This window comes from Actinomadura sp. NPDC049382 (genome assembly GCF_040677125.1).
GTDB classification, from domain to species: Bacteria; Actinomycetota; Actinomycetes; order Streptosporangiales; family Streptosporangiaceae; genus Spirillospora; species Spirillospora geliboluensis.
Window position 1 is genome coordinate 1 of the sequence record NZ_JBFARO010000010.1, and the last position, 19,795, is coordinate 19,795.

21 protein-coding genes and 1 pseudogene are annotated in these 19,795 nt (G+C 73.2%); 6 read left to right on the forward strand and 16 right to left on the reverse strand.

The genetic code is table 11. The features are described 5' to 3' along the window. The 11 genes and pseudogenes from AB0K34_RS09130 to AB0K34_RS09180 all read right to left on the reverse strand — a co-directional run. Positions 1-830, reverse strand: a pseudogene (locus AB0K34_RS09130) (ABC transporter permease); the annotation flags it as partial. Continuing rightward, positions 827-1,735, reverse strand: coding sequence for an ABC transporter ATP-binding protein (locus tag AB0K34_RS09135; RefSeq protein ID WP_301175006.1), 909 nt, complete (start codon positions 1,733-1,735; stop codon positions 827-829). The gene AB0K34_RS09135 and the pseudogene AB0K34_RS09130, both read right to left, overlap by 4 nt. Beyond that, positions 1,732-2,397 (reverse strand): TetR/AcrR family transcriptional regulator, encoded by a 666-nt coding sequence (locus tag AB0K34_RS09140; RefSeq protein WP_138639666.1) that lies wholly within the window; start codon positions 2,395-2,397, stop codon positions 1,732-1,734. The genes AB0K34_RS09135 and AB0K34_RS09140 overlap by 4 nt, the downstream gene beginning before the upstream one ends. A gap of 90 nt (positions 2,398-2,487) precedes the next feature. After that, complete coding sequence (locus tag AB0K34_RS09145; protein WP_301175007.1) at positions 2,488-3,564, reverse strand: trypsin-like peptidase domain-containing protein; 1,077 nt, start codon at positions 3,562-3,564, stop codon at positions 2,488-2,490. A gap of 56 nt (positions 3,565-3,620) precedes the next feature. After that, entirely contained in the window at positions 3,621-6,785 is a 3,165-nt protein-coding gene (locus tag AB0K34_RS09150; protein ID WP_364546842.1) for an FAD-linked oxidase C-terminal domain-containing protein, read from the reverse strand. Positions 6,786-6,829: 44 nt separating this feature from the next. Beyond that, on the reverse strand, positions 6,830-7,969 hold the full coding sequence (locus AB0K34_RS09155) for an enolase C-terminal domain-like protein (RefSeq protein WP_364546845.1): 1,140 nt from the start codon (positions 7,967-7,969) through the stop codon (positions 6,830-6,832). A gap of 56 nt (positions 7,970-8,025) precedes the next feature. After that, entirely contained in the window at positions 8,026-8,397 is a 372-nt protein-coding gene (locus AB0K34_RS09160) for a peptidoglycan-binding protein (protein ID WP_364546848.1), read from the reverse strand. Positions 8,398-8,432: 35 nt separating this feature from the next. Next, entirely contained in the window at positions 8,433-8,660 is a 228-nt protein-coding gene (locus AB0K34_RS09165) for a hypothetical protein (protein WP_138639663.1), read from the reverse strand. Between the two features lie 265 nt (positions 8,661-8,925). Next, positions 8,926-9,279 (reverse strand): hypothetical protein, encoded by a 354-nt coding sequence (locus AB0K34_RS09170; RefSeq protein ID WP_364546851.1) that lies wholly within the window; start codon positions 9,277-9,279, stop codon positions 8,926-8,928. Between the two features lie 9 nt (positions 9,280-9,288). After that, entirely contained in the window at positions 9,289-10,119 is an 831-nt protein-coding gene (locus AB0K34_RS09175) for a hypothetical protein (RefSeq protein ID WP_364546854.1), read from the reverse strand. A gap of 132 nt (positions 10,120-10,251) precedes the next feature. Next, positions 10,252-10,491, reverse strand: coding sequence for a helix-turn-helix domain-containing protein (locus AB0K34_RS09180; RefSeq protein WP_179271444.1), 240 nt, complete (start codon positions 10,489-10,491; stop codon positions 10,252-10,254). A gap of 207 nt (positions 10,492-10,698) precedes the next feature. Here AB0K34_RS09180 and AB0K34_RS09185 point away from each other — a divergent pair, with 207 nt between their 5' ends. Next, the gene (locus tag AB0K34_RS09185) at positions 10,699-11,214 is read left to right on the forward strand and encodes a helix-turn-helix transcriptional regulator (protein ID WP_301175014.1); all 516 of its coding nucleotides are present in this window, start codon (positions 10,699-10,701) and stop codon (positions 11,212-11,214) included. 106 nt (positions 11,215-11,320) lie between these two features. Then, a complete protein-coding gene (locus tag AB0K34_RS09190; protein WP_364546858.1) occupies positions 11,321-12,043 on the forward strand; it encodes a hypothetical protein in 723 nt (240 codons plus the stop codon). An 82-nt stretch (positions 12,044-12,125) separates the two neighbouring features. Here the strand turns inward: AB0K34_RS09190 and AB0K34_RS09195 are convergent, their stop codons facing one another. The 4 genes from AB0K34_RS09195 to dapE form a co-directional block, all read right to left on the reverse strand. Continuing rightward, on the reverse strand, positions 12,126-12,305 hold the full coding sequence (locus AB0K34_RS09195; protein ID WP_301175016.1) for a hypothetical protein: 180 nt from the start codon (positions 12,303-12,305) through the stop codon (positions 12,126-12,128). A 100-nt stretch (positions 12,306-12,405) separates the two neighbouring features. Then, positions 12,406-12,846: a DUF6098 family protein gene (locus tag AB0K34_RS09200; protein WP_301175017.1), complete on the reverse strand. Its 441-nt coding sequence runs from the start codon at positions 12,844-12,846 to the stop codon at positions 12,406-12,408. Between the two features lie 49 nt (positions 12,847-12,895). Then, positions 12,896-13,651, reverse strand: coding sequence for a TIGR00730 family Rossman fold protein (locus AB0K34_RS09205; RefSeq protein WP_364546862.1), 756 nt, complete (start codon positions 13,649-13,651; stop codon positions 12,896-12,898). A 41-nt stretch (positions 13,652-13,692) separates the two neighbouring features. Continuing rightward, positions 13,693-14,769 (reverse strand): succinyl-diaminopimelate desuccinylase, encoded by a 1,077-nt coding sequence (gene dapE, locus AB0K34_RS09210; protein ID WP_364546865.1) that lies wholly within the window; start codon positions 14,767-14,769, stop codon positions 13,693-13,695. A 29-nt stretch (positions 14,770-14,798) separates the two neighbouring features. Here dapE and AB0K34_RS09215 point away from each other — a divergent pair, with 29 nt between their 5' ends. Then, positions 14,799-15,473: a 4'-phosphopantetheinyl transferase superfamily protein gene (locus tag AB0K34_RS09215; protein WP_301175032.1), complete on the forward strand. Its 675-nt coding sequence runs from the start codon at positions 14,799-14,801 to the stop codon at positions 15,471-15,473. A 12-nt stretch (positions 15,474-15,485) separates the two neighbouring features. Here the strand turns inward: AB0K34_RS09215 and AB0K34_RS09220 are convergent, their stop codons facing one another. After that, complete coding sequence (locus AB0K34_RS09220; RefSeq protein ID WP_176195425.1) at positions 15,486-16,322, reverse strand: 2,3,4,5-tetrahydropyridine-2,6-dicarboxylate N-succinyltransferase; 837 nt, start codon at positions 16,320-16,322, stop codon at positions 15,486-15,488. Between the two features lie 44 nt (positions 16,323-16,366). Here AB0K34_RS09220 and AB0K34_RS09225 point away from each other — a divergent pair, with 44 nt between their 5' ends. Genes AB0K34_RS09225 through AB0K34_RS09235 form a run of 3 tightly spaced genes read left to right on the forward strand, consistent with a single transcriptional unit; the run spans position 16,367 to position 19,765 of the window. Next, positions 16,367-17,284, forward strand: a complete 918-nt coding sequence (locus AB0K34_RS09225; protein ID WP_301175020.1) for a hypothetical protein — start codon at positions 16,367-16,369, stop codon at positions 17,282-17,284. A 52-nt stretch (positions 17,285-17,336) separates the two neighbouring features. After that, positions 17,337-18,515: a glycosyltransferase family 4 protein gene (locus AB0K34_RS09230; protein ID WP_364546869.1), complete on the forward strand. Its 1,179-nt coding sequence runs from the start codon at positions 17,337-17,339 to the stop codon at positions 18,513-18,515. After that, complete coding sequence (locus AB0K34_RS09235; protein WP_364546872.1) at positions 18,494-19,765, forward strand: MFS transporter; 1,272 nt, start codon at positions 18,494-18,496, stop codon at positions 19,763-19,765. The genes AB0K34_RS09230 and AB0K34_RS09235 overlap by 22 nt, the downstream gene beginning before the upstream one ends. Positions 19,766-19,795: the final 30 nt, after the last annotated feature.

The window sequence follows — 19,795 nt, forward strand, 5'->3', positions numbered from 1 at the left end:
GGTGAACGGAAGTGGAACTCATCAGCCGGGAGTATGAGCATCCATGAGCCCCTGGGGTGATGCCTCTGGGGCGGGTGTGGCGCGCCGGCGAGCGCGACGGCGAGCGCGAGCGTCCACCAGCGCTCCTCGCCGTAGGCGCGGACGCGGTTGATCCAGCCGAGCGGGGACAGCCAGCCGAGCCAGGTCAGGGAGTTGCCCGCGCCGCCGACGTCGGCGGCCATCCGGACCGCGAACGCGCCGCCGAGCGCGGCGAGCGCCGTCCCGCGGGCGGCGCCCGCGCTCTCGCTGAGCTGCGCGGTGACGCCCGCGACGGCCGCGAAGACGCAGCCGGCGGCGGCCATCTGCAGGCCGAAGGCCAGCGACCCGGCGGCGGGCAGGCCCTGCGCGGTGAGCCCGGCGGCGAGCAGGGCGCCGAGGACGAGGTTCGCCGCCATCGTCACCAGCAGCGCGGCGGCCAGCCCGGCGCCGCGCCCGGTGACGGTGGCGCCGAGCAGCTCGCGGCGGCCCGCCTCCTCCTCGGTGCGGGTGTGCCGGACGACGGTGAGCGCGCTGATCAGTCCGATCATCACCGGGATGAACCCGGACCGCTGCGCGATGATGCTGCCGAGGTCGGTGCCGTACATCGGCCCGTACAGGGCGAGGAACGTCGGGTTGGTCCCGGTGGTGTGCGCGTACTGGAGCCGGTCGGCGGCCTCCGGGTAGAGGGCGTCGGTGGCCCCGACGAAGCCGAGCGGGATGACGGCGATCCAGAGCACCCAGGCGGGCAGCAGGAACCGGTCGCGGCGCAGGATGAGCCGCATCAGCCCCCAGGTCCCGGTCAGCGCGGTCACAGCCCCGCCTCCTGCAACTCGTCCTTGTAGTGCCGCAGGAACAGCTCCTCCAGCGTCGGCGGGCGGCTGACCAGGCTGCGGACGCCGATCTCGGTGAGCGCGCGGAGCGCGGCGTCGAGCTGCGGGGTGTCCACCTCGAACTTGATCATGTTGCCGTCGGCCTGGAGGTCGTGGGCGCCGGGCAGCGGCTGGCCGTCCAGCGGCGCGGCCAGCTCCGCGTGGATCGAGGTGCGGGTCAGGTGCCGCAGCTCGTCCAGGGTGCCGGTCTCCACCGCGGTGCCGTTCCGGATGATCGTCACGCGGTCGCAGAGCGCCTCGACCTCGGACAGGATGTGGCTGGACAGCAGGACGGTCCGCCCGGCGCGCCGCTCCTCGCGGACGCACTCCTGGAAGACCTCCTCCATGAGGGGGTCGAGGCCGGAGGTCGGCTCGTCCAGCAGCAGCAGCTCGGCGTCGGACGCGAGCGCCGCGACGAGGCCGACCTTCTGCCGGTTGCCCTTGGAGTAGGCGCGGCCCTTCTTGCGCGGGTCCAGCTCGAACCGGTCGAGCAGTTCGGCCTTGCGGCGCGGGTCGGTGCCGCCGCGCATCCGGCCGAGCAGGTCGATGACCTCGCCGCCGGACAGGTTCGGCCACAGCGTCACGTCGCCGGGCACGTAGGCGAGACGTCGGTGCAGCTGCGTCGCGTCCCGCCACGGGTCGCCGCCGAGCAGCCGGACGGTGCCGGCGTCGGCGCGCAGCAGGCCGAGCAGGACCCTGATCGTGGTCGACTTCCCCGCGCCGTTCGGACCGAGGAAGCCGTGCACCTCGCCGGGCCGGACGGTCAGGTCGAGACCGTCCAGCGCGCGCGTCCGGCCGAAGCTCTTGACCAGGCCGGATACGGCAATCGGGGGCGTGTTCGCGGTCACCGGTTCTCCTTGTCGGGAGGCTGCCCGCCGGCGGCGAGCATGGATTTCAGGGAGACGCGCGCCTGCTCGACCAGCTCCGGCTCCAGCAGCCGGTCGTCGAAGAGGTCCATCATGGCGAGCGCCATCCGGGGGTAGCCCTCGGCCGTGAGCGTGTTGCCGCCGAGGCTCCGGGAGATGTGTTCGTGCAGGACCATCAGGCCGAACGTCATCGTCGTCATGACGGCGGCGTAGGCGTGCAGGTCGTCGGTCTTGGGCACGGCCAGCCCCGGCCTGCCCTGCGCGAGGACCTCCTCGGTGTAGGCGACGGTGTCGTCGTACAGCGCGACCGCGGCCGGCGATCCGTCGGTCAGGGCCCGGGCGAAGTAGCGCTGGATGGGCAGGGCCGTGCGCATGGCGAGCATCAGGAAGCCGGGGTCGCCGATCCCCCCGCGCAGCGCCTCCTCCTTGATCTCGCGGACGGCCGCGAGCGCGTACTCGTCGCACTCCCGGCGCAGCGCCTCCTTCGTCCCGAAGTGGTGCTGCACCAGGGCCGGCGAGACGCCGGCGGCCTTGGCGATGCCGCGGATCGTCGCGCCCTTCGTGCCGTGCTCGGCGAACTCCAGCAGCGCGGCGTCCCGGATGCGGGCGCGTCCGGTCAGGTCGTCGGCTCGCTCGGCCGTCATCCCCACCCCCTGTACAAATGTTCAGTGGCCTGTACGGATGTACACTGTACTCCCGTACAGGCCACCGTCAAGGGGGCGGCCGCCGGGGGATCACCCGCCGCCGGGCAGCTCTCCGAGCGTCACCTGGACGGTCCTCTTCGACCCGTCCGCCTGCTGGATCTCGACCTTGGCCGTGTCGCCCGGCTTGAGGTTCGCGAGCACCGACGACAGCGCCGTCTGGTCGGGCGTCGCGGTGCCGTTCACCGACAGGATCAGATCGCCGGGCTTGATGCCCGCCTTCGCCGCGCCGCCGCCGCGCTGGACGTCCACCACGGCGACCGCCGTCCGCTCTCCGCTCTGCGGGTCGACGATCGTGCGGACGGTCACGCCGAGCGCGGCCCGCCCCGAGTTCGACACCTTCCCGCTCTGGATCAGCTGCGGGACGATCCGCTTCACCGTGTCGCTCGGCGTCGCGAAGCCGATCCCGGCCGCCGCCGCGCCCACCGACGGGTCCGTCGCGGCGGCCGTGGGGACGCCGATGACCTGCCCGCTCAGCGTGACCAGCGCGCCGCCGCTGTTGCCCGGGTTGATCGCCGCACTGGTCTGGATCGCGTCGGCGATCGTCGAGCCCTGGAAGGCGCCCTCCCCCTTGGTGGACACCGTCCGGTGCAGCGCGGACACGATCCCGTTCGTCACGCTCCCGGCGAGGCCCAGCGGGTTCCCCATGGCGAGGACGATCTGCCCGACCCGCGCCTTGCCCGACTCGCCCCACGACGCCGGCTTGAGGCTCCCGCCCTTGGCCCTGACGACGGCCAGGTCGTCCGCCGCGAACGCGCCGACGAGGTCGGCGTCCAGCGTCGCGCCGCCGCTGGCGGCCGTCACCTGGATCTTCTTCGCCCCGGCGACCACGTGCGCGTTCGTGACGATGTGGCCCTGCCCGTCGTAGACGACGCCGGAGCCCTCCCCCTGATCGGTCTGGATCTTCACCACGGACGGCAGCACCGCGTCCACGACCCGCTCGTACTGCTGCTCCAGCCCCGTCGCCGAATCGGCGACCGGCGCCGACGTCTGCGCCGCCGGCGTGGCGGCGTTGCCGTCGCCGCCGCCGTCCCCTCCGCTGCAGCCGCCGAGCGCCAGCGTCCCCGCCATGGCCAGCGCGCAGGCCCCGGCCTTCACGTTCCTGTCCACGCTCCACCTCCTGAGGGGACACTTCCCGCGCTCCGGAAATCAGCCGCCGGGCAAGGTCACGTTTTCGCCGGGCGTTCGCATCCCGTCCGCAGTGCCAGGCCGATCCCGGCGGCCGTCGCCGCTCCCGCCGCGACGACGGCAGCGGTGCGGGCGAGGCGACGGGACGCGGGCGGAGCCGGTCTGCGCGCGCGCCGCGCCTTCTCCGGCTTGCCGCTGATCGGGGCGTCGCTCTCCCTGGCGAGCTGCATGAGCTGCGCGACGTGCAGCGCGCGCCGCCCGGTCTTGGCGTGCTCGATCTGGGTCTTGCAGGAGAAGCCGTCGGCGACGATGCAGGTGGTGTCGTCCGCGTCGCGGACGGCGGGCAGGAGCGCCTGCTTTCCGCAGTCCATCGAGATGTCGTACTTGCCCTTCTCGAACCCCCACGAGCCGGCGAGGCCGCAGCAGCCGCCCTTGAGGCTCTCGGTCTCCAGCCCCATCTGTTCGAGCAGCGCCTTCTCCGGCTCCACGCCGCCGGTGGCGCGGTGGTGGCAGTGCCCCCACAGCAGCGCCTTGCCGCCGCCGCGCAGCCGCGGCGGGCGGATGTCGTACGCCTGGAAGAACTCCGCGAAGTGGTGGGCGTTCGCCGCCAGCCGCGCCGCGTCGTCGTCGTGCAGGAGGAGCTTGGTCAGCTCGTCCTTGAAGACGGCGAGGCAGCTCGGCTCCATGCCGACGACGGGCGTCCCCGCCCGGACGTACGGGCGCAGGACGTCCAGCACGTTGTGCAGGTAGCGCTCGGCCATGTCGAGGAAGCCGTAGTCGTAGAGCGGCCGGCCGCAGCACACGTGCGTCTCCGGCATGACGACCTTCCAGCCCGCGGCCTCGATCGCCTCGACGCAGGCGACGCCGACGTCGGTGTGGAAGTGGTTGGTGAACGTGTCGGGGAACAGCACGACCGGGCGCCCGTGCGGGTTGGCCGTGCCGCCGCGCTCGCGGAACCACCGCTGGAGCGTCATCGGCGCGAACGTCGGCAGCGGCCTCCTGCGGTCGATGCCCGCGGCGAGCTTCGCGAGCCGGGCCAGGCCGGGGGTGTGCGTGACGGCGTTCACGGCCTCCGGCATCCGGGACGCGAGCCGCGCCGCCTGGTCGATGAACCCGAACGCGTACGCGTACCGCGGGCGCCACCGCCGCGCCGACTTGTAGTGGTGGTACAGGAACTCGGACTTGTAGGTCGGGATGTCGACGTTGACCGGGCAGTCGTTGGTGCAGCCCTTGCAGGCCAGGCACAGGTCGAGCGACTCGGCGACCTCCTTGGACTGCCAGCCGTCCGTGATGACCTCGCCCTGCAGCATCTCGAACAGCAGCCGGGCCCGGCCGCGCGTGGTGTGCTTCTCCTCGCGGGTCACCTGGTAGCTCGGGCACATGGTGTTCTCGGCGCGCGGGACGCGGCACTCGCCGACCCCGATGCAGCGCAGCGCGGCGTGCGCGAAGTCGCCGCCGTCCTGCTCGTAGGCGAACCTCACCTCGGGGCGCGGCGGGTTGTAGCCGGTGCCGAGCCGCAGGTCCTCGTCGAGCCGGTAGGCGTCGACGACCTTGCCGGGGTTCATCTTGCCGTCCGGGTCCCAGATGCGCTTGAACTCCCGCATCGCGCGCATCAGCTCCGGGCCGTACTGGCGTTCGAGCAGTTCGCCGCGCTGCTGGCCGTCCCCGTGCTCGCCGGACAGCGACCCGCCGAACGACACGACGAGGTCGGCGGCGTCCTCCATGAACCGGCGGTAGCGGGCGATGCCCTCGGCGCTGCGCAGGTCGAAGCTCATCCGGGAGTGGATGCAGCCCTGCGCGAAGTGCCCGTACATCGCGCCGTCGATGCCGTGCCTGGCCATCACCCGGCGCAGCGCGCGCACGTACTCCCCCGTCCGGGGCGGCGGGACGGCCGAGTCCTCCCAGCCGGGCCAGTGGTCCTTGCCCGGCGGGAACGCGGTCGAGCCGAGCCCGGCCTCGCGGATCGCCCACAGCTTCCCGCTCGTCCCGCCCTCCTGCCTGCTCCTGGACGTGACGATCCGCCGCGGGTCGCAGCCCTTCTCCCCGGTCAGCCAGTCGGTGAGCCGCCGCGCCTGCGCGACCGACTCCTCCTCGGTGTCGGCGCCGAGCTGGACCAGCAGCCACGCGCCGCCGTCCTTGAGGGGCAGCTCGTCGATGTCGGCGAGGTTCTTGCCCTGGAGCCGCTGGTCTTCGATGAGCTGGTCGTCGAGCGCCTCCAGCCCGATCGGCCGGAACCTCTCGACGATCTCCTGGGTGTGCTCGGCGGCGTCGGCGATGTCGCCGTACTCGACCACGACGAGCGTCCGCTTGAGCAGGGCCGGGGTGAGCAGCAGGACCGCCTGGAGCGCGGTCGCGCAGGTGCCCTCGGTGCCGCACAGGGCGCGGGCGACGTTGAACCCCTTCTCCGGCAGCAGCTCGTCCAGGTTGAACCCCGACACGCGGCGCGGCATCTCCGCCACGGACGGGAACCCCGCGCGGATCGCGTCGGCGTACCGGTCCCGCAGGTCGCGCAGCGCCGCGTAGATCTCGCCCTTGCGGCCGCCCGCCGCGATGATGCGGTCGAGGTCCTTCTCCTCGTCCACGCCGACCCAGAACCGGTCCCCGCCGTAGGTGACGACCTCCAGGGCGTGGACGTTGTCGGACGTGCGCGGCCCCGGCCCGTACAGCTGCGACTGGACGGAGTGGATCCCGCACGAGTTGTTGCCGATGTTGCCGCCGATCACGCACCGCGAGTGCGACGACGGGTCCGGCCCGAACACCAGGTTCTCCTTGCCGGTGTGCCGGTTCAGCTCCTCGTTGATGACCCCGGGCTCGCAGGTGACCCGCCGGTTCTCCACATCGAACTCGCCGATGCGCGTCAGGTACTTGGAATGGTCGATGACGACCGCGTAGTTGACGGTCTCGCCGGACAGGCTCGTCCCGCCGCCCCGGTTCAGCACCGGCGCGCCGTACTCCTTGCAGACGCGGTGCACGGCGACCACGTCCGCCGCCGTCCGCGGGACGACCACGCCGATCGGCACCTGCCGGAAGTTCGACGCGTCGTTGGCGTACATGGCCCGCGACCCGGCGTCGAAGCGGACCTCCCCCTCGACCGCCTTCCGCAGCGCGCGGGCCAGCCGCCCGACCTCGACCATCTGCCGCCCGCGCGGCGGACCGGGCACCGTGGGGGCCGTCCTCGCCGGCACCTCGCGCGTCTCAGCCACGTGCGTCCTCGCCATGTCCCTCGTCCCCCAATCGTCGGTTGCCATCAGGCCGGGCGGGAGCCGTACACGCGGTACGGTTCCGCGTCGTCCCACCTGACCTCCAGGCCCAGTCCGGGACGGCCGGTGTCCGGGCGGAGCGCGCCGTCCACCGGGCCGAGGTTCCCGTCGAAGAGCAGGTGCTCCACGCGGACGTGGTCGTGGAAGTACTCCAGGTGGCGGAGCCGCCGCACCGCGCAGAACGCGTGCGCGGACACCGCGGGCGCGCAGTGCGCGGACAGGTCGATCTGGTGCGCCGCCGCGAGCCCGGCGACCTGGAGGACGCCGGTGACGCCGCCGCAGCGGGTGACGTCGGCCTGCAGGCAGTCCACCGCCGGGCCCGCGAGCAGGTCGGCGAAGTCCTTCAGCACGAACCCGTACTCGCCGGCGGCGATCTTGGTCCGGCCGGGGCCCCGCTCGCGCACCAGCCGCAGCCCGGCGGTGTCGTCGGACGGCACCGGCTCCTCGAACCAGCGGACGTCCCACTCCGCGGCGAGCCGGTGCGCCCAGTACAGCGCCTCCTTGCGGGTCAGCGCGCCGTTGGCGTCGGCGAACAGCTCCGCGCCGGAGCCGATCGCCTCGCGGACGGCGGTGAGCCGGCGCGGGTCGTCCGCCGGGCGCCGGGAGGTCTTCAGCTTCACCCTGGGGATGCCCTGCTCCACCCAGCCCCCGAGCTGGGTGGTGAGGCGGTCCAGGGAGTAGTTCGTGAATCCCCCGCTGCCGTAGACGGGCACCCGGTCATGGAACGCGGGCAGCGCCGTGACCAGCGGGACGCCGAGCAGCCGCGCCTTGAGGTCCCACAGCGCGATGTCGGCGGCGGACACCGCCATGGCGCCCACGCCGGGTCGTCCGGCGTTGCGGATCCCGGCGAACATCCGCTCCCAGGCGGCGGGCGGGTCGAGCGCGCTCGCGTCCCGCACGGCGGGCGCCAGCTTCGACCGGACGAACGCGGCGACCGAGACGTCCCCGTAGGTGTAGCCGATCCCGGTGCACCCGCCGGACCGCGCCTCGACCAGGACGAGGGTCGTCGAGTCCCAGCGGAGGGTGCCGTCCTCCTCCAGCCCGTCGGGGCCGTCCACCGGCACCTCGAACGCGTGGACGGCGACGTCCTCCACCACCGCGCCGGCCGCGCGCCCCTCTGTGTCCACGTGCGTCTACTACCGCGGAAGGGAGGGCCAAAACGGCCGGGGGCGTCGGCCCCGGGTCAGTCCCAGGTCGCCGCCCACGTCCAGGCGTCGACCTCCCCGTCGCCGGCCAGCCCGGCGCGGCGCTGCAGGGACTTGGCGACCTTGCTCGACCGCGGCCCGTACCAGCCGTCGACGCGCAGCGTGTACCCCCTCTTGCACGCCTGCCGCTGCCACTGCTCGACGTCCATGCCGTGCATGATCGGCGTCCCCGGGCCGGCGTACTTCAGCGTCCGGCGCGGGAACGGCGGCATGCCCTTGACCAGCTGGACGATGGTGCGCCGCGGCCGGCGGTGCCTGCCGCCGAACCCCCGCTGCAGCCACGGCGCCCACTGGGCCGGCGCGGCGTACTCCGACGCCGCCGCGGTCGTCCCCATCACGTCCTGATTCATCGGAAACCCACCGTTCGTCTTTCTCACTGCGAAGGTCAGCGCGGCGCGAGGCAGGGCGCCGGCGCCGCGGCCAGCCGGGACATCTCGACGCCGATCACGATCGCGCCGAGCAGCGCCAGCGCGATGACGCACACGATCAGCGCCAGGTCCGTCCACACCCGCGGGCGGCCCGGGAACGGCGGCGGCGCGGCGTCCGCCCCGCGGGACGCGTCGGGCGCCTCCAGCCGGAGCAGGGAGGCGATCTCGGGCTCGTGCAGGGTCATGGCTCACTCCATGGAGGTCGGATCGACCGTGCCGAGGGGGAGAGCACGGTTAGAGGGTTGCGCCCGGTTCAGCCGGCTCGCCGGAGGGCGGCCTCGGAAGGGTCAGGGCCCCGCCCCCGCGACGGGCCCTGGAAAGGCCGGCGGCCACGCCTGGGCGATGGGCGCGGCCGCCGGCGGCGGCGGATCTCCTCCCCCATTCGAGACCCGCCCTCGAAGGTCGTCCCCCTCCCCCCCAGAACCGGGGGACGACGTGGTCAGTGGCGCCTCAGCGCGGGGCCCAGCTGTGCAGCCGGACGACGCGGCGGAGCTGCTCGGCGTGCGCGCCGGAGTTGTCGCGCGGCAGCGCATCCCAGCGTTTGGCCAGGTCGTAGCAGGCTTCGGTCAGCGAGCGGTGTTCGGAGAGAGCGGTCCTGCCCAGCGCTTCGGCGCGGTTCTGCGCCGCGACCGCCTCGTCCCGCTGCGCGGCGATGAGCCGGACGGCCTTCTCCGCCCTGCCGAGCTGCGCGAGCGTCTCGGACGCCTTCCAGTCCAGCCGCCGGCGGCGCCGGGCGGCGAAGGCCAGCGCGGCCAGCGTCAGCGCCGCGACCAGGACGGCGGTCCAGGCGTGTTCTCCACTCACCCCGCCACCTCACATTCCCGCGGCGCTTCTCGTCCGTCCGGTCCGCCGCACCAGGGAGACCACGCCGCCGGCGCGCGGCTGCGCGGTCGGCTGCTCCGGCCGGTCGCCGGGCCCCTGGGCGGACGTGCCGAGGGCGTCGGCGGGCTCCTCGTCCGGGTCGCGCTCCGGCTCGCCGTGCTCCCGCTCGTTGGGCTCGTGGCCGGCGGCCGCGTCGAGCGGCGGCCAGGCCCGGACCGCGAGGACCTCGTCCAGCAGCGGCCAGGCGACGGGGACGCCGTCCTCGTCCAGCAGGGTGAGCTGCCCCCCTTCGACGGAGCCGAGCAGGCCGATGTCGCGGGTGCCGTCGGCGTTGTCCACGCGGACCTGGCGGCCCAGCAGGGGCGCCAGGGCGCGGGGCACGGCAGCCGGCGCCTCGCCTTCCGGGGCGAGGCGGGGCGGCGGGGGCCCGGAGGTGCGCGCGCGCTCGTCCGCGTGCAGGGCGACGACGTGCGCGGCGGCGTACAGCGCGCGCATCGACTCGGCCAGGTGGCCGTACTGCACGGGGGACGCGTCCGGCGGCAGCGCCATGCGGATGCTGCCGATCGCCAGGCCGAGCCCCTCGTCCGCCCCGGCGACCTCGCGGATCTCACCGGGGGACGGGATGGGCGCGGCGCCGTGGGCGATCGTCAGGAGGAACTTCGCCTCGGCGGCCAGGCCCTGGTGGCGGTGCAGGACCTCCATGACCTGGAAGGCGGCCTTGCGGTGGTTCTCGAGTTGGTCGTGGGCCCGTTCTACGGCGGCCTCGTGCTCGGCGACGGACGCGGCCAGGTCGTCGATGGTGCCCTGGCTGAGCCAGTTCATCGGGTCCCCCCGGCCGGGCCGGTGCGGGCATGAGGAGAGGGCGGTGGTGCGGTGCTCATGGTGACGTTCCTTCTTGCGGGGCGGTGTTCAGGGCCCGCGGCACGGTGTCCGGGCTCGCGGCGCCCGAGGGGCTCAGTTCGCCCGGTCCCACTGTTCGGCGGGCTCGACCGGGCAGGCGCCCATGTCCTTGATCGCTTCGAGGTCCTCGTGCGCGAACCGGAACAGGCGCTTGCCGTAGCGGCGATGCGGAATCTCTCCCCGGCTCGCCGCCCGGACGAGCCAGTCACGGGTGAACGACGTGATCTCTGCGGCCTCCTGCGGCGTGTACAGAAGGCGCTCCACGGGAATCTCGCTGCCTGGAGATCTTGACATGCCCGGAAGCGTAACGCATCTCAGTGCGTCGTGCAGCATCAAGACGCGTTTTAACCATCTCATGTGGTGCTCGATGCCTTGCGTTGTGCATGGATCGGATGGCGACCGGCCAAAACGCGTTACGACTCGTCAAAGTCCGTTTTGCTCCGCTACACTTACGCACCGTGTCAGGCCGTCACCCCGCGACACGAGAAGGAGCCTGTTCCCTTGAACGAGTCGGACGGACGCGACGAGGACGTGCCCGGCCACCCGCCGGCGGCCTGGCGGCGGCTGGGGCAGATCGTCCGGCAGCGGCGGATCGAACTCGGCTTCGGCTCCCAGGCGAGCCTCGCCGCCGAGGGCGGCCCCTCGCTGTCCGTGGTGAACAAGATCGAGACCGGCCGCGGCCGGGACTACACCGACCGCGTCATCATCCCCCTGGAGGACCGCCTCGGCTGGCGCCGCGGCAGCTTCCGCGCGATCCTGGACGGCGGCGAGCCCGTCCGCCTGGACGCCGCGACCGCGGCCGCCGCGCCGGCCGCCGAGCATTCCCATGACGGAAACTATCCCGAGGAAGTGGTGGGGGACCCCTTCCTGCGGTTCATCTGGGACGCCCCGGAATCCCTCGCCGACGACGAGGACAAATGGGCCGCCGTGACCGGCGTCCTGCTCAAGCGGCGACGACCGGTGCCCCGACCTCTCGACGAACAGCAGGGTCGTCAGCGGAAAGCCGACAACATATAGTGTCGGTAACTGGGTAGCAGGCGCATCTGCTACCCAGTTTTTCTGTCTGCGCGATCGTGCTGCCCCGGAGGCGCGGAACGACGCGGTTACGCGATCGGGAGACGTCATGGATTCCCCTGATGAACACCGCCTCAAAGAGACCATCGAACGTCTGACCCGCGAGAATGAGAAACTGCGTACTCAGCTTGCCGTGGCGCAGCAGTGGAACCCGCCGCTCGATCTCGAACGGGCGTTCCGGTCCGCCCGGGGGTGGGAGTGCCTCACCGTATCGCTGCTGCCGGAAAAGCCGACGCTCATTCTGATCAGCGGCGGCAAAACCGGAAAGGACGAGGAACTCGACGCGGCCGGCGAAGTGTGGCGGCACCTGCAGACCGCGGCCCCGCCGCGTGGCCGGATCGGGCCGTTCGCGCGGGCCTGGATGCCGAGCCGGCTGCTGGGCTACCTGCGCGAGCAGAGCGGCCGGACCGTCATCGTCATCAACCGCGATCTGCGCCGCGGACAGGTGTCGCGCGCGGCCCGAATGCTCCGGGAGGGTGCCAAAAGACGCCGCCCGGCGACCCGGCTCATGGAACTATCCGCCATTCCGCTGCTGAGCATCTGCACGCTGCTGTACGGCCATGCGGCCAAGAGCACGACCGGATTCTCCGGGGCGGCGCCGGCCGCCACCACCATGCTGCCGGCGGCGGTCGTGTCCGCCTTATCCCCGAACCTCGACCTGCACCCGGTAACGGCACGGAACCGGCCGCCTGCGCACAGCAGTCCGCTCGACCGGCCGCCCCAGTGGCTCCCCGCTCCCCTTCCGCCGCACGACCTGGATTCGACGTACTGACGAAAAGTGCGTTCGAGGGTGCTCGCTTCTTTCGATGCGCCTGTTTCCGCGCGGGGCGGACACCCTCGGTACACCGCCGCGCTTATTCGAAGTCGTCCGGGCTGAGATCCTCCGGCCGCCCGCCGCGGCCCTCGGTGGAATCGGGCCGGAACTCCTCCGGATGCACTTCCCGGCCCACCGGCGCCTCCTGGGCACCGCCCACCTGCGCCTCGGGCCCGCGGGCCGCGTCGCCGGCCCCTCCGTTCGGCGTCCGCTCGCTCATCACCGGTCCCCCTTCCGTGATGTCAGCGCCGCCCTACCCGCCCCGCGGCCCCTCACACCGGCCGCGCCGGTCCGGGTCCGCACGTCCGGCCCAGAGCCGGTCAGCCGCCCTCGCGGTCGAGGGGGCCCCAGTCGGTGTTCGCGTCGCGTTTCAGGAGGCTCTCGGCCTCGTCGAGGACGCGCTTGTCGATCAGCGCGACGGCGGCGGGACGGGCCACGACGGGCTCGTTGTCGGGGCCGCGGCCCGCCTCCTCGCCCTCCAGCACCCACGGCCGGGCGCCGCGGGCGCGGGCCCGCTCCAGATGGGAGTAGTCGTGCAGGCGCCGCGCCACCCACAGGACCGTGGACCGGTCCCCCCACCACTCCTCGACGGCCAGCGGGTTGGCGGACAGGCCCGGCAGTTCCGCGCCGGTCAGCCCGTCCGCGCTGTGCGGGCGGGACTCGTCGGCCTCCGGGTCCGCCGACCAGCGCACGTACAGGGACGGACGGTCCTCCAGCAGCGCGGCCAGCTGCTCCAGCGTCGTGATCACGTCCAGCGCCATGAGGGCGCCCTTCCCCGTACGGGCGCGTCGATTCCCCCGGCCCCGGGGGTCACTCGGCGGCGGTCTGCCCGGCCTCCTCCTGCGCGCGGGCCTCGATGATCGCCTGCTCGGCGCGCGTGTGCCCCTCGACGATGATCCGGACGACCTCCTCCGGGTCGTCGGTGAGGTGGATCAGATCGATGTCCTGGGGGGAGATCTTGCCGCTGGGCAGCATGGACTGCTTCACCCAGTCGAGCAGCCCGCCCCAGAACTGCGTCCCCACCAGCACGATCGGGAAGCGGGTGATCTTCCTGGTCTGGACGAGGGTGATCGCCTCGAACAGCTCGTCCAGGGTGCCGAAGCCGCCCGGCAGCACCACGAACGCCTGCGAGTACTTCACGAACATCGTCTTGCGGACGAAGAAGTAGCGGAACTCGATGCCGATGTCGACGTGGTCGTTGAGCCGCTGCTCGAACGGCAGCTCGATGCCGAGGCCGACCGACAGGCCGCCGCTCTCGTCGCAGCCCTTGTTGGCCGCCTCCATGATCCCCGGGCCGCCCCCGGTGACGACGGCGTAGCCGGCCTCGTGCAGCCGGGCGCCGATGTCGACGGCGAGCTCGTACTCCGCCGAGCCGGGCTTGGTGCGGGCGCTGCCGAACACGCTGACCGCCTTCGGCAGCTCGGCGAGCAGCCCGAAGCCCTCGACGAACTCCGCCTGGATGCGCAGCACGCGCCACGGGTCGGCGTGCACCCAGTCGGCCGGGCCGCGGCCGTCGAGCAGCCGCTGGTCGGTGGTCGTCTTCGGGACCGCCCGCCCGCGCAGCATGGCCGGCCCCTGTCGCCGCGAGGGGGAATCCGCATTCAAAGTCATGGAGCCACGTTAGTGCGACCGGCCAACCACATGCGCATACGTTGCTCGCACTCGGCGATGAGGGGCATCTCGACGTACTCGTCCTTGGTGTGGGCGAGGGTCGGCTCGCCGGGCCCGTAGTTGACGGCGGGGATGCCCAGTTCGGCGAAGCGGGCGACATCCGTCCAGCCCAGTTTCGCCCGGACTTCGGCCCCGGCTGCGGCGACGAACGCGGCGGCGGCCGAGTGCGTCAGCCCAGGCCGGGCGGCGGACGCGGCGTCGGTGACCGTCACCTCGAAGCCCGCGAAGATTTCCCGGAGGTACGCCTCCGCGTCGGCCACGGACTTGTCGGGGGCGAACCGATAATTCACGGTGACGACGCATTCGTCCGGAATTACGTTTCCGGCGACGCCGCCGGAAATGAACACGGCGTTCAGGCCCTCGCGGTATTCGAGGCCGTCCACAACCGGACGCGTCGGCTCATAGGCGCGGAGCACGTCGAGGATCCGCCCGGCCGAGTGAATGGCGTTCGACCCCATCCAGGCCCTGGCGCTGTGCGCCCGCTCCCCCTGCGCCGCGACCTCGACCCGCATCGTGCCCTGGCAGCCGCCCTCGATCTGGCCGCCCGTCGGCTCCATCAGCACCGCGAAGTCGCCCGCGAGCAGCTCCGGACGCGACGCCGCCAGCTTCCGCAGCCCGTTGCGCTCGGCCTCGATCTCCTCGCACTCGTAGAAGACGTAGGTGATGTCGCGGTTCGGCTCGGGGACGGTCGCGGCGAGCCGCAGCGCGACCGCGACGCCGCTCTTCATGTCCGTGGTGCCGCACCCGTAGAGCCGGTCGCCCTCCACCCGCGACGGCAGGTTGCCGTTCAGCGGGACGGTGTCGAGGTGCCCGGCCAGCACGACCCGCTCACCGCGCCCCAGCTCGGTGCGGGCGACGACGTTGTGGCCCACCCGCTCCACCGCCAGGTGCGGGAGCGCCCGCAGCGCCTCCTCGACGGCGTCGGCGAGCGGCCCTTCCGCGCCGCTCACCGACTCGATGTCGACGAGCGCCGCCGTCAGCTCGGCCACGTCCGAGAAGAGATCCAGCCCCATGTTCAAGTCCTATCATCACGTTTGTGGAGATGCTGGAGTGCGCCGTCCGCTGGGCGGCCCCCGTCGACGAGCCCCCCATGCGCGCCCTGCTCGACGACGGCGAACGCGACCGCTACGACCGCTTCCTGCGCCCCGAGGACAAGGCCCGCTTCGTCACCGGCCGCTTCCTCGCCCGCACGGCCCTCGCCGAGGCGACCGGCCTGGCCCCGGAGACCATCCGCTTCACCACCGACTGCCCGCACTGCGGCGCCGGGCACGGCAAGCCCCGCCTGCCGGGCAGCGGCCTCGACTTCTCCCTCTCCCACTCCGGCGACCGCGTCGTCCTCGTCCTCGCGGAGGGCGCCGAGGTGGGCGTGGACGTGGAGCGCGAGAGCGACCGCGACGTCGACCGCCTCGCCAACATGGTCCTCGCGGCCCCCGAGCGCGCCGTCCTGGCGGCGATGGCCGACCGCAAGCGCGGCTTCCACGCCTACTGGTCCCGCAAGGAGGCCCTTCTGAAGGCCACGGGCCACGGCCTGGCCGCCCCCATGACCGACATCCACGTCTCCGCCCCCGACGACCCCCCGGAGGTCCTGGCCTGGCAGGGCGACGCGGCGGTCTCCCCCGTCCGCATGGCCGACCTGACCCCAGGCCCCGGCTACGCCGCCTCCACCGCCGTCCTCACCGACCGCCCCCTCAAGATCACCGAGACTCCGCTCGGCTGAGGGACGGCCGCGTCAGGTGTTGATTCCGTGGTCGCGGAGGATGTCGTTCAGGGACGCCTTGTCGTGGCGCTGGCCTTCCTCCAGGCGCTTGAGGATGAGCACGGCCGGGAGGCCGAAGGTGCCGCCCTTGAACTCCTTGTAGCGGGTGCCGCCCACGGCCACGCACCAGTCGGGGATGCGGCCGCGGCTGATCTCCTCGCCGGTCTCGACGTCGATCACCGGCATGGACGCGGACAGGTTCGTGCCGGAGCCGACGACGGCGCCCTTGCCGACGCGGGCGCCCTCGACGATCATCGAGCGGCTGCCGATCATGGCCTCGTCCTCGATGATCACGGGCTTGGCGTTCGGGGGCTCCAGGACGCCGCCGATGCCGACGCCGCCGGACAGGTGGACGTTCTTGCCGATCTGCGCGCAGGAGCCCACGGTGGCCCAGGTGTCGACCATGGTGCCGGAGTCGACGTAGGCGCCGATGTTGGTGAACGACGGCATGAGCACCACGCCGGGGGCGAGGTAGGCGCCCCAGCGGGCGATGGCGCCGGGGACGACGCGGACGCCGTCCAGGCGGCTCTTCAGCGGGATGCGGTCGTGGTAGCGGAAGTCGCCCACCTGGGCCCGTGCCATGCCGAGGACCTTGAAGCTCAGCAGGATCGCCCGCTTGGCCCGCTCGTCGACGAGCACCTCGTCGGTCGCGGGGTCGATGCGGGCGACGCGGGCCTCGCCCGTGTCGATCTGGTCGACGGCGGCCACGATGGCGGCGCGCGCGTCGGCGTCGTCCGGGGTGAGGTCGGCGCGCCGCTCCCACAGCTCGTCGATGCCGCCGGAGATCGGGCTGGTGAACGTTTCGGTCATGCCTCATGAGCTTACTGGGACCCAACTCCCGGTACCTTCTTCGCGTGGCTGTTTGGGCGAGGTTGAAGGAGCGTCCCGAGGAGGGCGCGGACGGTGGCGGGGGCCGCCGCGGCCTGCGCTGGGCCGTGGGCCTGGCCGTCGGGGTCATGCTGCTGGCCGTCGGCGGGTTCGTGCTGTTCGACCGCGCGCGCCCGTATCTGCACGGGACGGGCTGCGAGGTGCGGACGACGCAGGGCTCGATGCCGCTCGATCTCGAGCAGGCGGCCAACGCGGCGACGATCTCGGCGGTGGCGTTCCGCAAGCGGCTGCCCGAGCGCGCCGTGGTGATCGCGTACGCGACGGCGATCCAGGAGTCGCACATCCGGAACCTGCCGGGCGGCGACCGCGACTCGGTGGGCATGTTCCAGCAGCGCCCCTCGCAGGGCTGGGGCACTCCGGACAAGCTCCGCGACCCCGTCCAGTCCACGAGCAAGTTCTTCGACGCCCTGGTGAAGGTCAAGGACTACCTCGACCGCGACCTGCACGACGCCGCGCAGCTGGTGCAGCGCAGCGCGGACGGCACCGCCTACGCCCAGCACGAGCCGGACGGCAAGCTGCTCGCGGCGGCGTTCACCGGCCGGGAGCCCGCCACGGCGCGCTGCTGGTTCCCGCCCGACAAGAAGACGGAGTCGCGGCGCCCGGCGGCGATCCGGGAGATGCGCCGCGCGTTCGGCAGCCGCCTCAAGGTCGCGGGCCCGAGCCCGCTGACGCAGGGCGCGAAGTCCGCCCCCGACTCGTGGAACGCGGTGAAGGCGGCGACGCCGCGCGAGGGCTGGGCGGTCGCGAGCTGGGCCGTCGCCCACGCGCAGGCGTACGGCCTCACCGAGGTCCGCTACGCGGGCAAGCACTGGAAGTCCGACGCCGGCCACGACGGCTGGACGGAGGACGAGGACGCCCCGAAGGACGCCGTCATCGTCCAGTGACCGGTGGGTCGCCGGTTGGTTGGGGCGCGGCTGTGCGGGAATCCGTGTGCGCATGGAGATACCGCGGATCCTCGTGCTGACCGGGCATTTCCCCCCGGAACCGGGTGGGGTGCAGACGTTCACGTGGGAGCTGGTGCGGCGGCTGCCCGCGGAGCGGCTGGTCGTGGTGGCGCCGGCGCGGGCGGGGGCGGCGGAGTTCGACGCGGGGCTGGGGTTCCCGGTGGTGCGGCGGCACGGGTACCTGCTGTTCCGGGGGCTGCGCCGGATCGTCGCGCGGCACCGGGTGCGGGCGGCGTGGATCACGGCGGCGGCGCCGTTCGGGATGTACGCGCCGCTGGTGCGGGCGGCGGGGGTGCGGTGGCTGGTCGGCTCGGCGCACGGGCAGGAGCTGGGCTGGTTCCGGGCGCCGCCGACGCGGGCGGCGCTGCGGGCGGCGGCGCGGTCGTTCGACGTGCTGACCCACCTGTGCGAGGAGACCCTGCCGGAGCTGGCGGACGCGGTCGGTGACCGGACGCGGCTGGTCCGGCTCGCGGGGGCGGTCGACACGGTGCGGTTCCGGCCCGGTCTGGACGGGGCGGCGGTCCGGCGGCGGCACGGGCTCGGCGACGGCCCGGTGGTGCTCAGCGTGGGGCGGCTCGTCCGGCGCAAGGGCCACGACATGCTGATCCGCGCGTGGCCGGACGTGGTGCGGCGGCGCCCGGACGCGCGGCTCGTCATCGTCGGGGACGGCCCGATGCGGCGGCGGCTCGCGGAGATGGCGGACCGGCACGCGCCGGGGACGATCACGCTGGCGGGCCTCGTCTCGGCGGCGGACCTGCCGCGCTACTACGCCGCCGCCGACGTGTTCACGCTGCCGTGCCGCGACGACCGGCGGGGGTTGCAGACGGAGGGGCTGGGGCTGTCGGTGCTGGAGGCGTCCGCGGCGGGGCTGCCGGTGGTGGTGGGCCGGTCGGGTGGCAGTTGCGCGTCGCTGATCGACGGCCGGACGGGGGTGCTGATCGACGCCACCGGCCCGGACGAGCTGGCCCTGGCCCTGCACCGGCTGCTGGCGTCGCCGGAGCGGGCCGCCGCGATGGGCGCGGCGGGGCGCCGGTGGACGTGCGACACCTGGAGCTGGGACACCGCCGCCGCCCGGCTCGCCGGCCTGCTGTCGGGCCCGTCCCGCCTGGATTCGCCGTCGCGGCCGGAGGCACCGGGGATGGAGCCCGCATGGGACTCAAGGAGCAGCTGAGCCGCCGGGACTTCCGGCGGCTCATCGTCGGGCAGACGGTCTCCTCCTTCGGCGACTGGATGGGCACGCTGGCGCTGATGTACTTCGTCCTGGAGCTGAGCGGCTCCACGACGGCGGTGGGCGGGGTGCTGGTGCTGCGGCTGCTGCCGTCCGCGGTGGGCGCGCCGGTGGCGGCGCGGGTGGTGACGCGGTGGCGGCGGCGCAGCGTGATGCTGTGGTCGGACATGATCCGGACGGGCATGGCGCTGGCGCTGCCGATCGTGCCGTGGCTGGTGTGGGTGTACTTCTGGGCGTTCGTGATCGAGGTGGTGGGGCTGGTGTTCCTGCCGGCCCGGGACGCGGCGATCCCCTTCCTGATCGAGGACGAGGAGGACGAGCACGACACCGGCACGCTGGAGATGGCCAACGGCATCACGATGGCGACGTCCTACGGGATGATCCCGGTGGGCGCGGGGGCGTTCGGGCTGCTGCTGTGGCTGTCGAACCTGGCGGGCTGGGAGGGCCACTGGCGGTACGTGGTGGTGTTCTGGCTGAACGCGGCGACGTACGTGGTGTCGTACTTCGCGATCCGCTCGATCCCCGATCTCGGTCCGGGCCCGGCGGAGCGGCGGCGGATGGAGCACACCGAGCGGGAGGCGCAGGGCGGCTTCTTCCGGTCGCTGCGGCTGCCGGTGGTGCGCGGCGTCATGCCGGGGGTGGCGGTGGTGGCGCTCGGGCTGGGCGCGCTGTTCTCGCTGGGCGTGGTGTTCGTCAAGAACGTCCTGAACGCGGGCCCGGTGGGGTTCGGGGCGCTGGTGGTGCTGTTCGGGGTGGGCGCGATCACGGGCCTGCTGCTGGTCCACCGCAAGGCGGGCAGCCTGATGACGCAGATCAAGCTGGGGACGGCCGCGCAGGGCCTGGTGATCGCGTCGATGGGCGCGCTGGGGTCGATCTGGTGGTCCTACATCGGGGCGGTGGTGTTCGGCGCGGCCGCGACGAGCGCGCTGGTCGGCGGCATCACGTTCCTCCAGGAGCAGCTGAGCGGCGTGGAGCGCAACCTGGCGCTGACCGCGTTCCACGCCGTGCTGCGGTTCGGGCTGGCGCTGGCGGCGCTGGTGTCGGGCGTCGCGGCCGACCTCCTGAAGGAGGCCGGCGCGACACCGCTCGGCCTGGCGCCGGGCCAGTTCGTGCTGACGGCGTCGGGGCTGGTGGTGCTGGCGGGCACCTTCCTGATCCGCGCGCCCGGCGCCGGCCGGATGTCGTTCACCTGACGGGCGCGGGCTCCGGTTCGGCGGCGAGTG

What these genes read in the sequence shown, in the direction of transcription:
- AB0K34_RS09205 (WP_364546862.1), bottom strand. Translation starts at nt 13,651, where the DNA reads ATGCTGCGCGGGCGGGCGGTCCCGAAGACGACCACCGACCAGCGGCTG.
- AB0K34_RS09200 (WP_301175017.1), bottom strand. Translation starts at nt 12,846, where the DNA reads ATGGCGCTGGACGTGATCACGACGCTGGAGCAGCTGGCCGCGCTGCTG.
- AB0K34_RS09230 (WP_364546869.1), top strand. Translation starts at nt 17,337, where the DNA reads ATGGAGATACCGCGGATCCTCGTGCTGACCGGGCATTTCCCCCCGGAA.
- AB0K34_RS09165 (WP_138639663.1), bottom strand. Translation starts at nt 8,660, where the DNA reads ATGACCCTGCACGAGCCCGAGATCGCCTCCCTGCTCCGGCTGGAGGCG.
- AB0K34_RS09195 (WP_301175016.1), bottom strand. Translation starts at nt 12,305, where the DNA reads ATGAGCGAGCGGACGCCGAACGGAGGGGCCGGCGACGCGGCCCGCGGG.
- AB0K34_RS09180 (WP_179271444.1), bottom strand. Translation starts at nt 10,491, where the DNA reads ATGTCAAGATCTCCAGGCAGCGAGATTCCCGTGGAGCGCCTTCTGTAC.
- AB0K34_RS09215 (WP_301175032.1), top strand. Translation starts at nt 14,799, where the DNA reads ATGCTGGAGTGCGCCGTCCGCTGGGCGGCCCCCGTCGACGAGCCCCCC.
- AB0K34_RS09160 (WP_364546848.1), bottom strand. Translation starts at nt 8,397, where the DNA reads ATGAATCAGGACGTGATGGGGACGACCGCGGCGGCGTCGGAGTACGCC.
- AB0K34_RS09140 (WP_138639666.1), bottom strand. Translation starts at nt 2,397, where the DNA reads ATGACGGCCGAGCGAGCCGACGACCTGACCGGACGCGCCCGCATCCGG.
- dapE (WP_364546865.1), bottom strand. Translation starts at nt 14,769, where the DNA reads ATGGGGCTGGATCTCTTCTCGGACGTGGCCGAGCTGACGGCGGCGCTC.
- AB0K34_RS09220 (WP_176195425.1), bottom strand. Translation starts at nt 16,322, where the DNA reads ATGACCGAAACGTTCACCAGCCCGATCTCCGGCGGCATCGACGAGCTG.
- AB0K34_RS09235 (WP_364546872.1), top strand. Translation starts at nt 18,494, where the DNA reads ATGGGACTCAAGGAGCAGCTGAGCCGCCGGGACTTCCGGCGGCTCATC.
- AB0K34_RS09190 (WP_364546858.1), top strand. Translation starts at nt 11,321, where the DNA reads ATGGATTCCCCTGATGAACACCGCCTCAAAGAGACCATCGAACGTCTG.
- AB0K34_RS09175 (WP_364546854.1), bottom strand. Translation starts at nt 10,119, where the DNA reads ATGAACTGGCTCAGCCAGGGCACCATCGACGACCTGGCCGCGTCCGTC.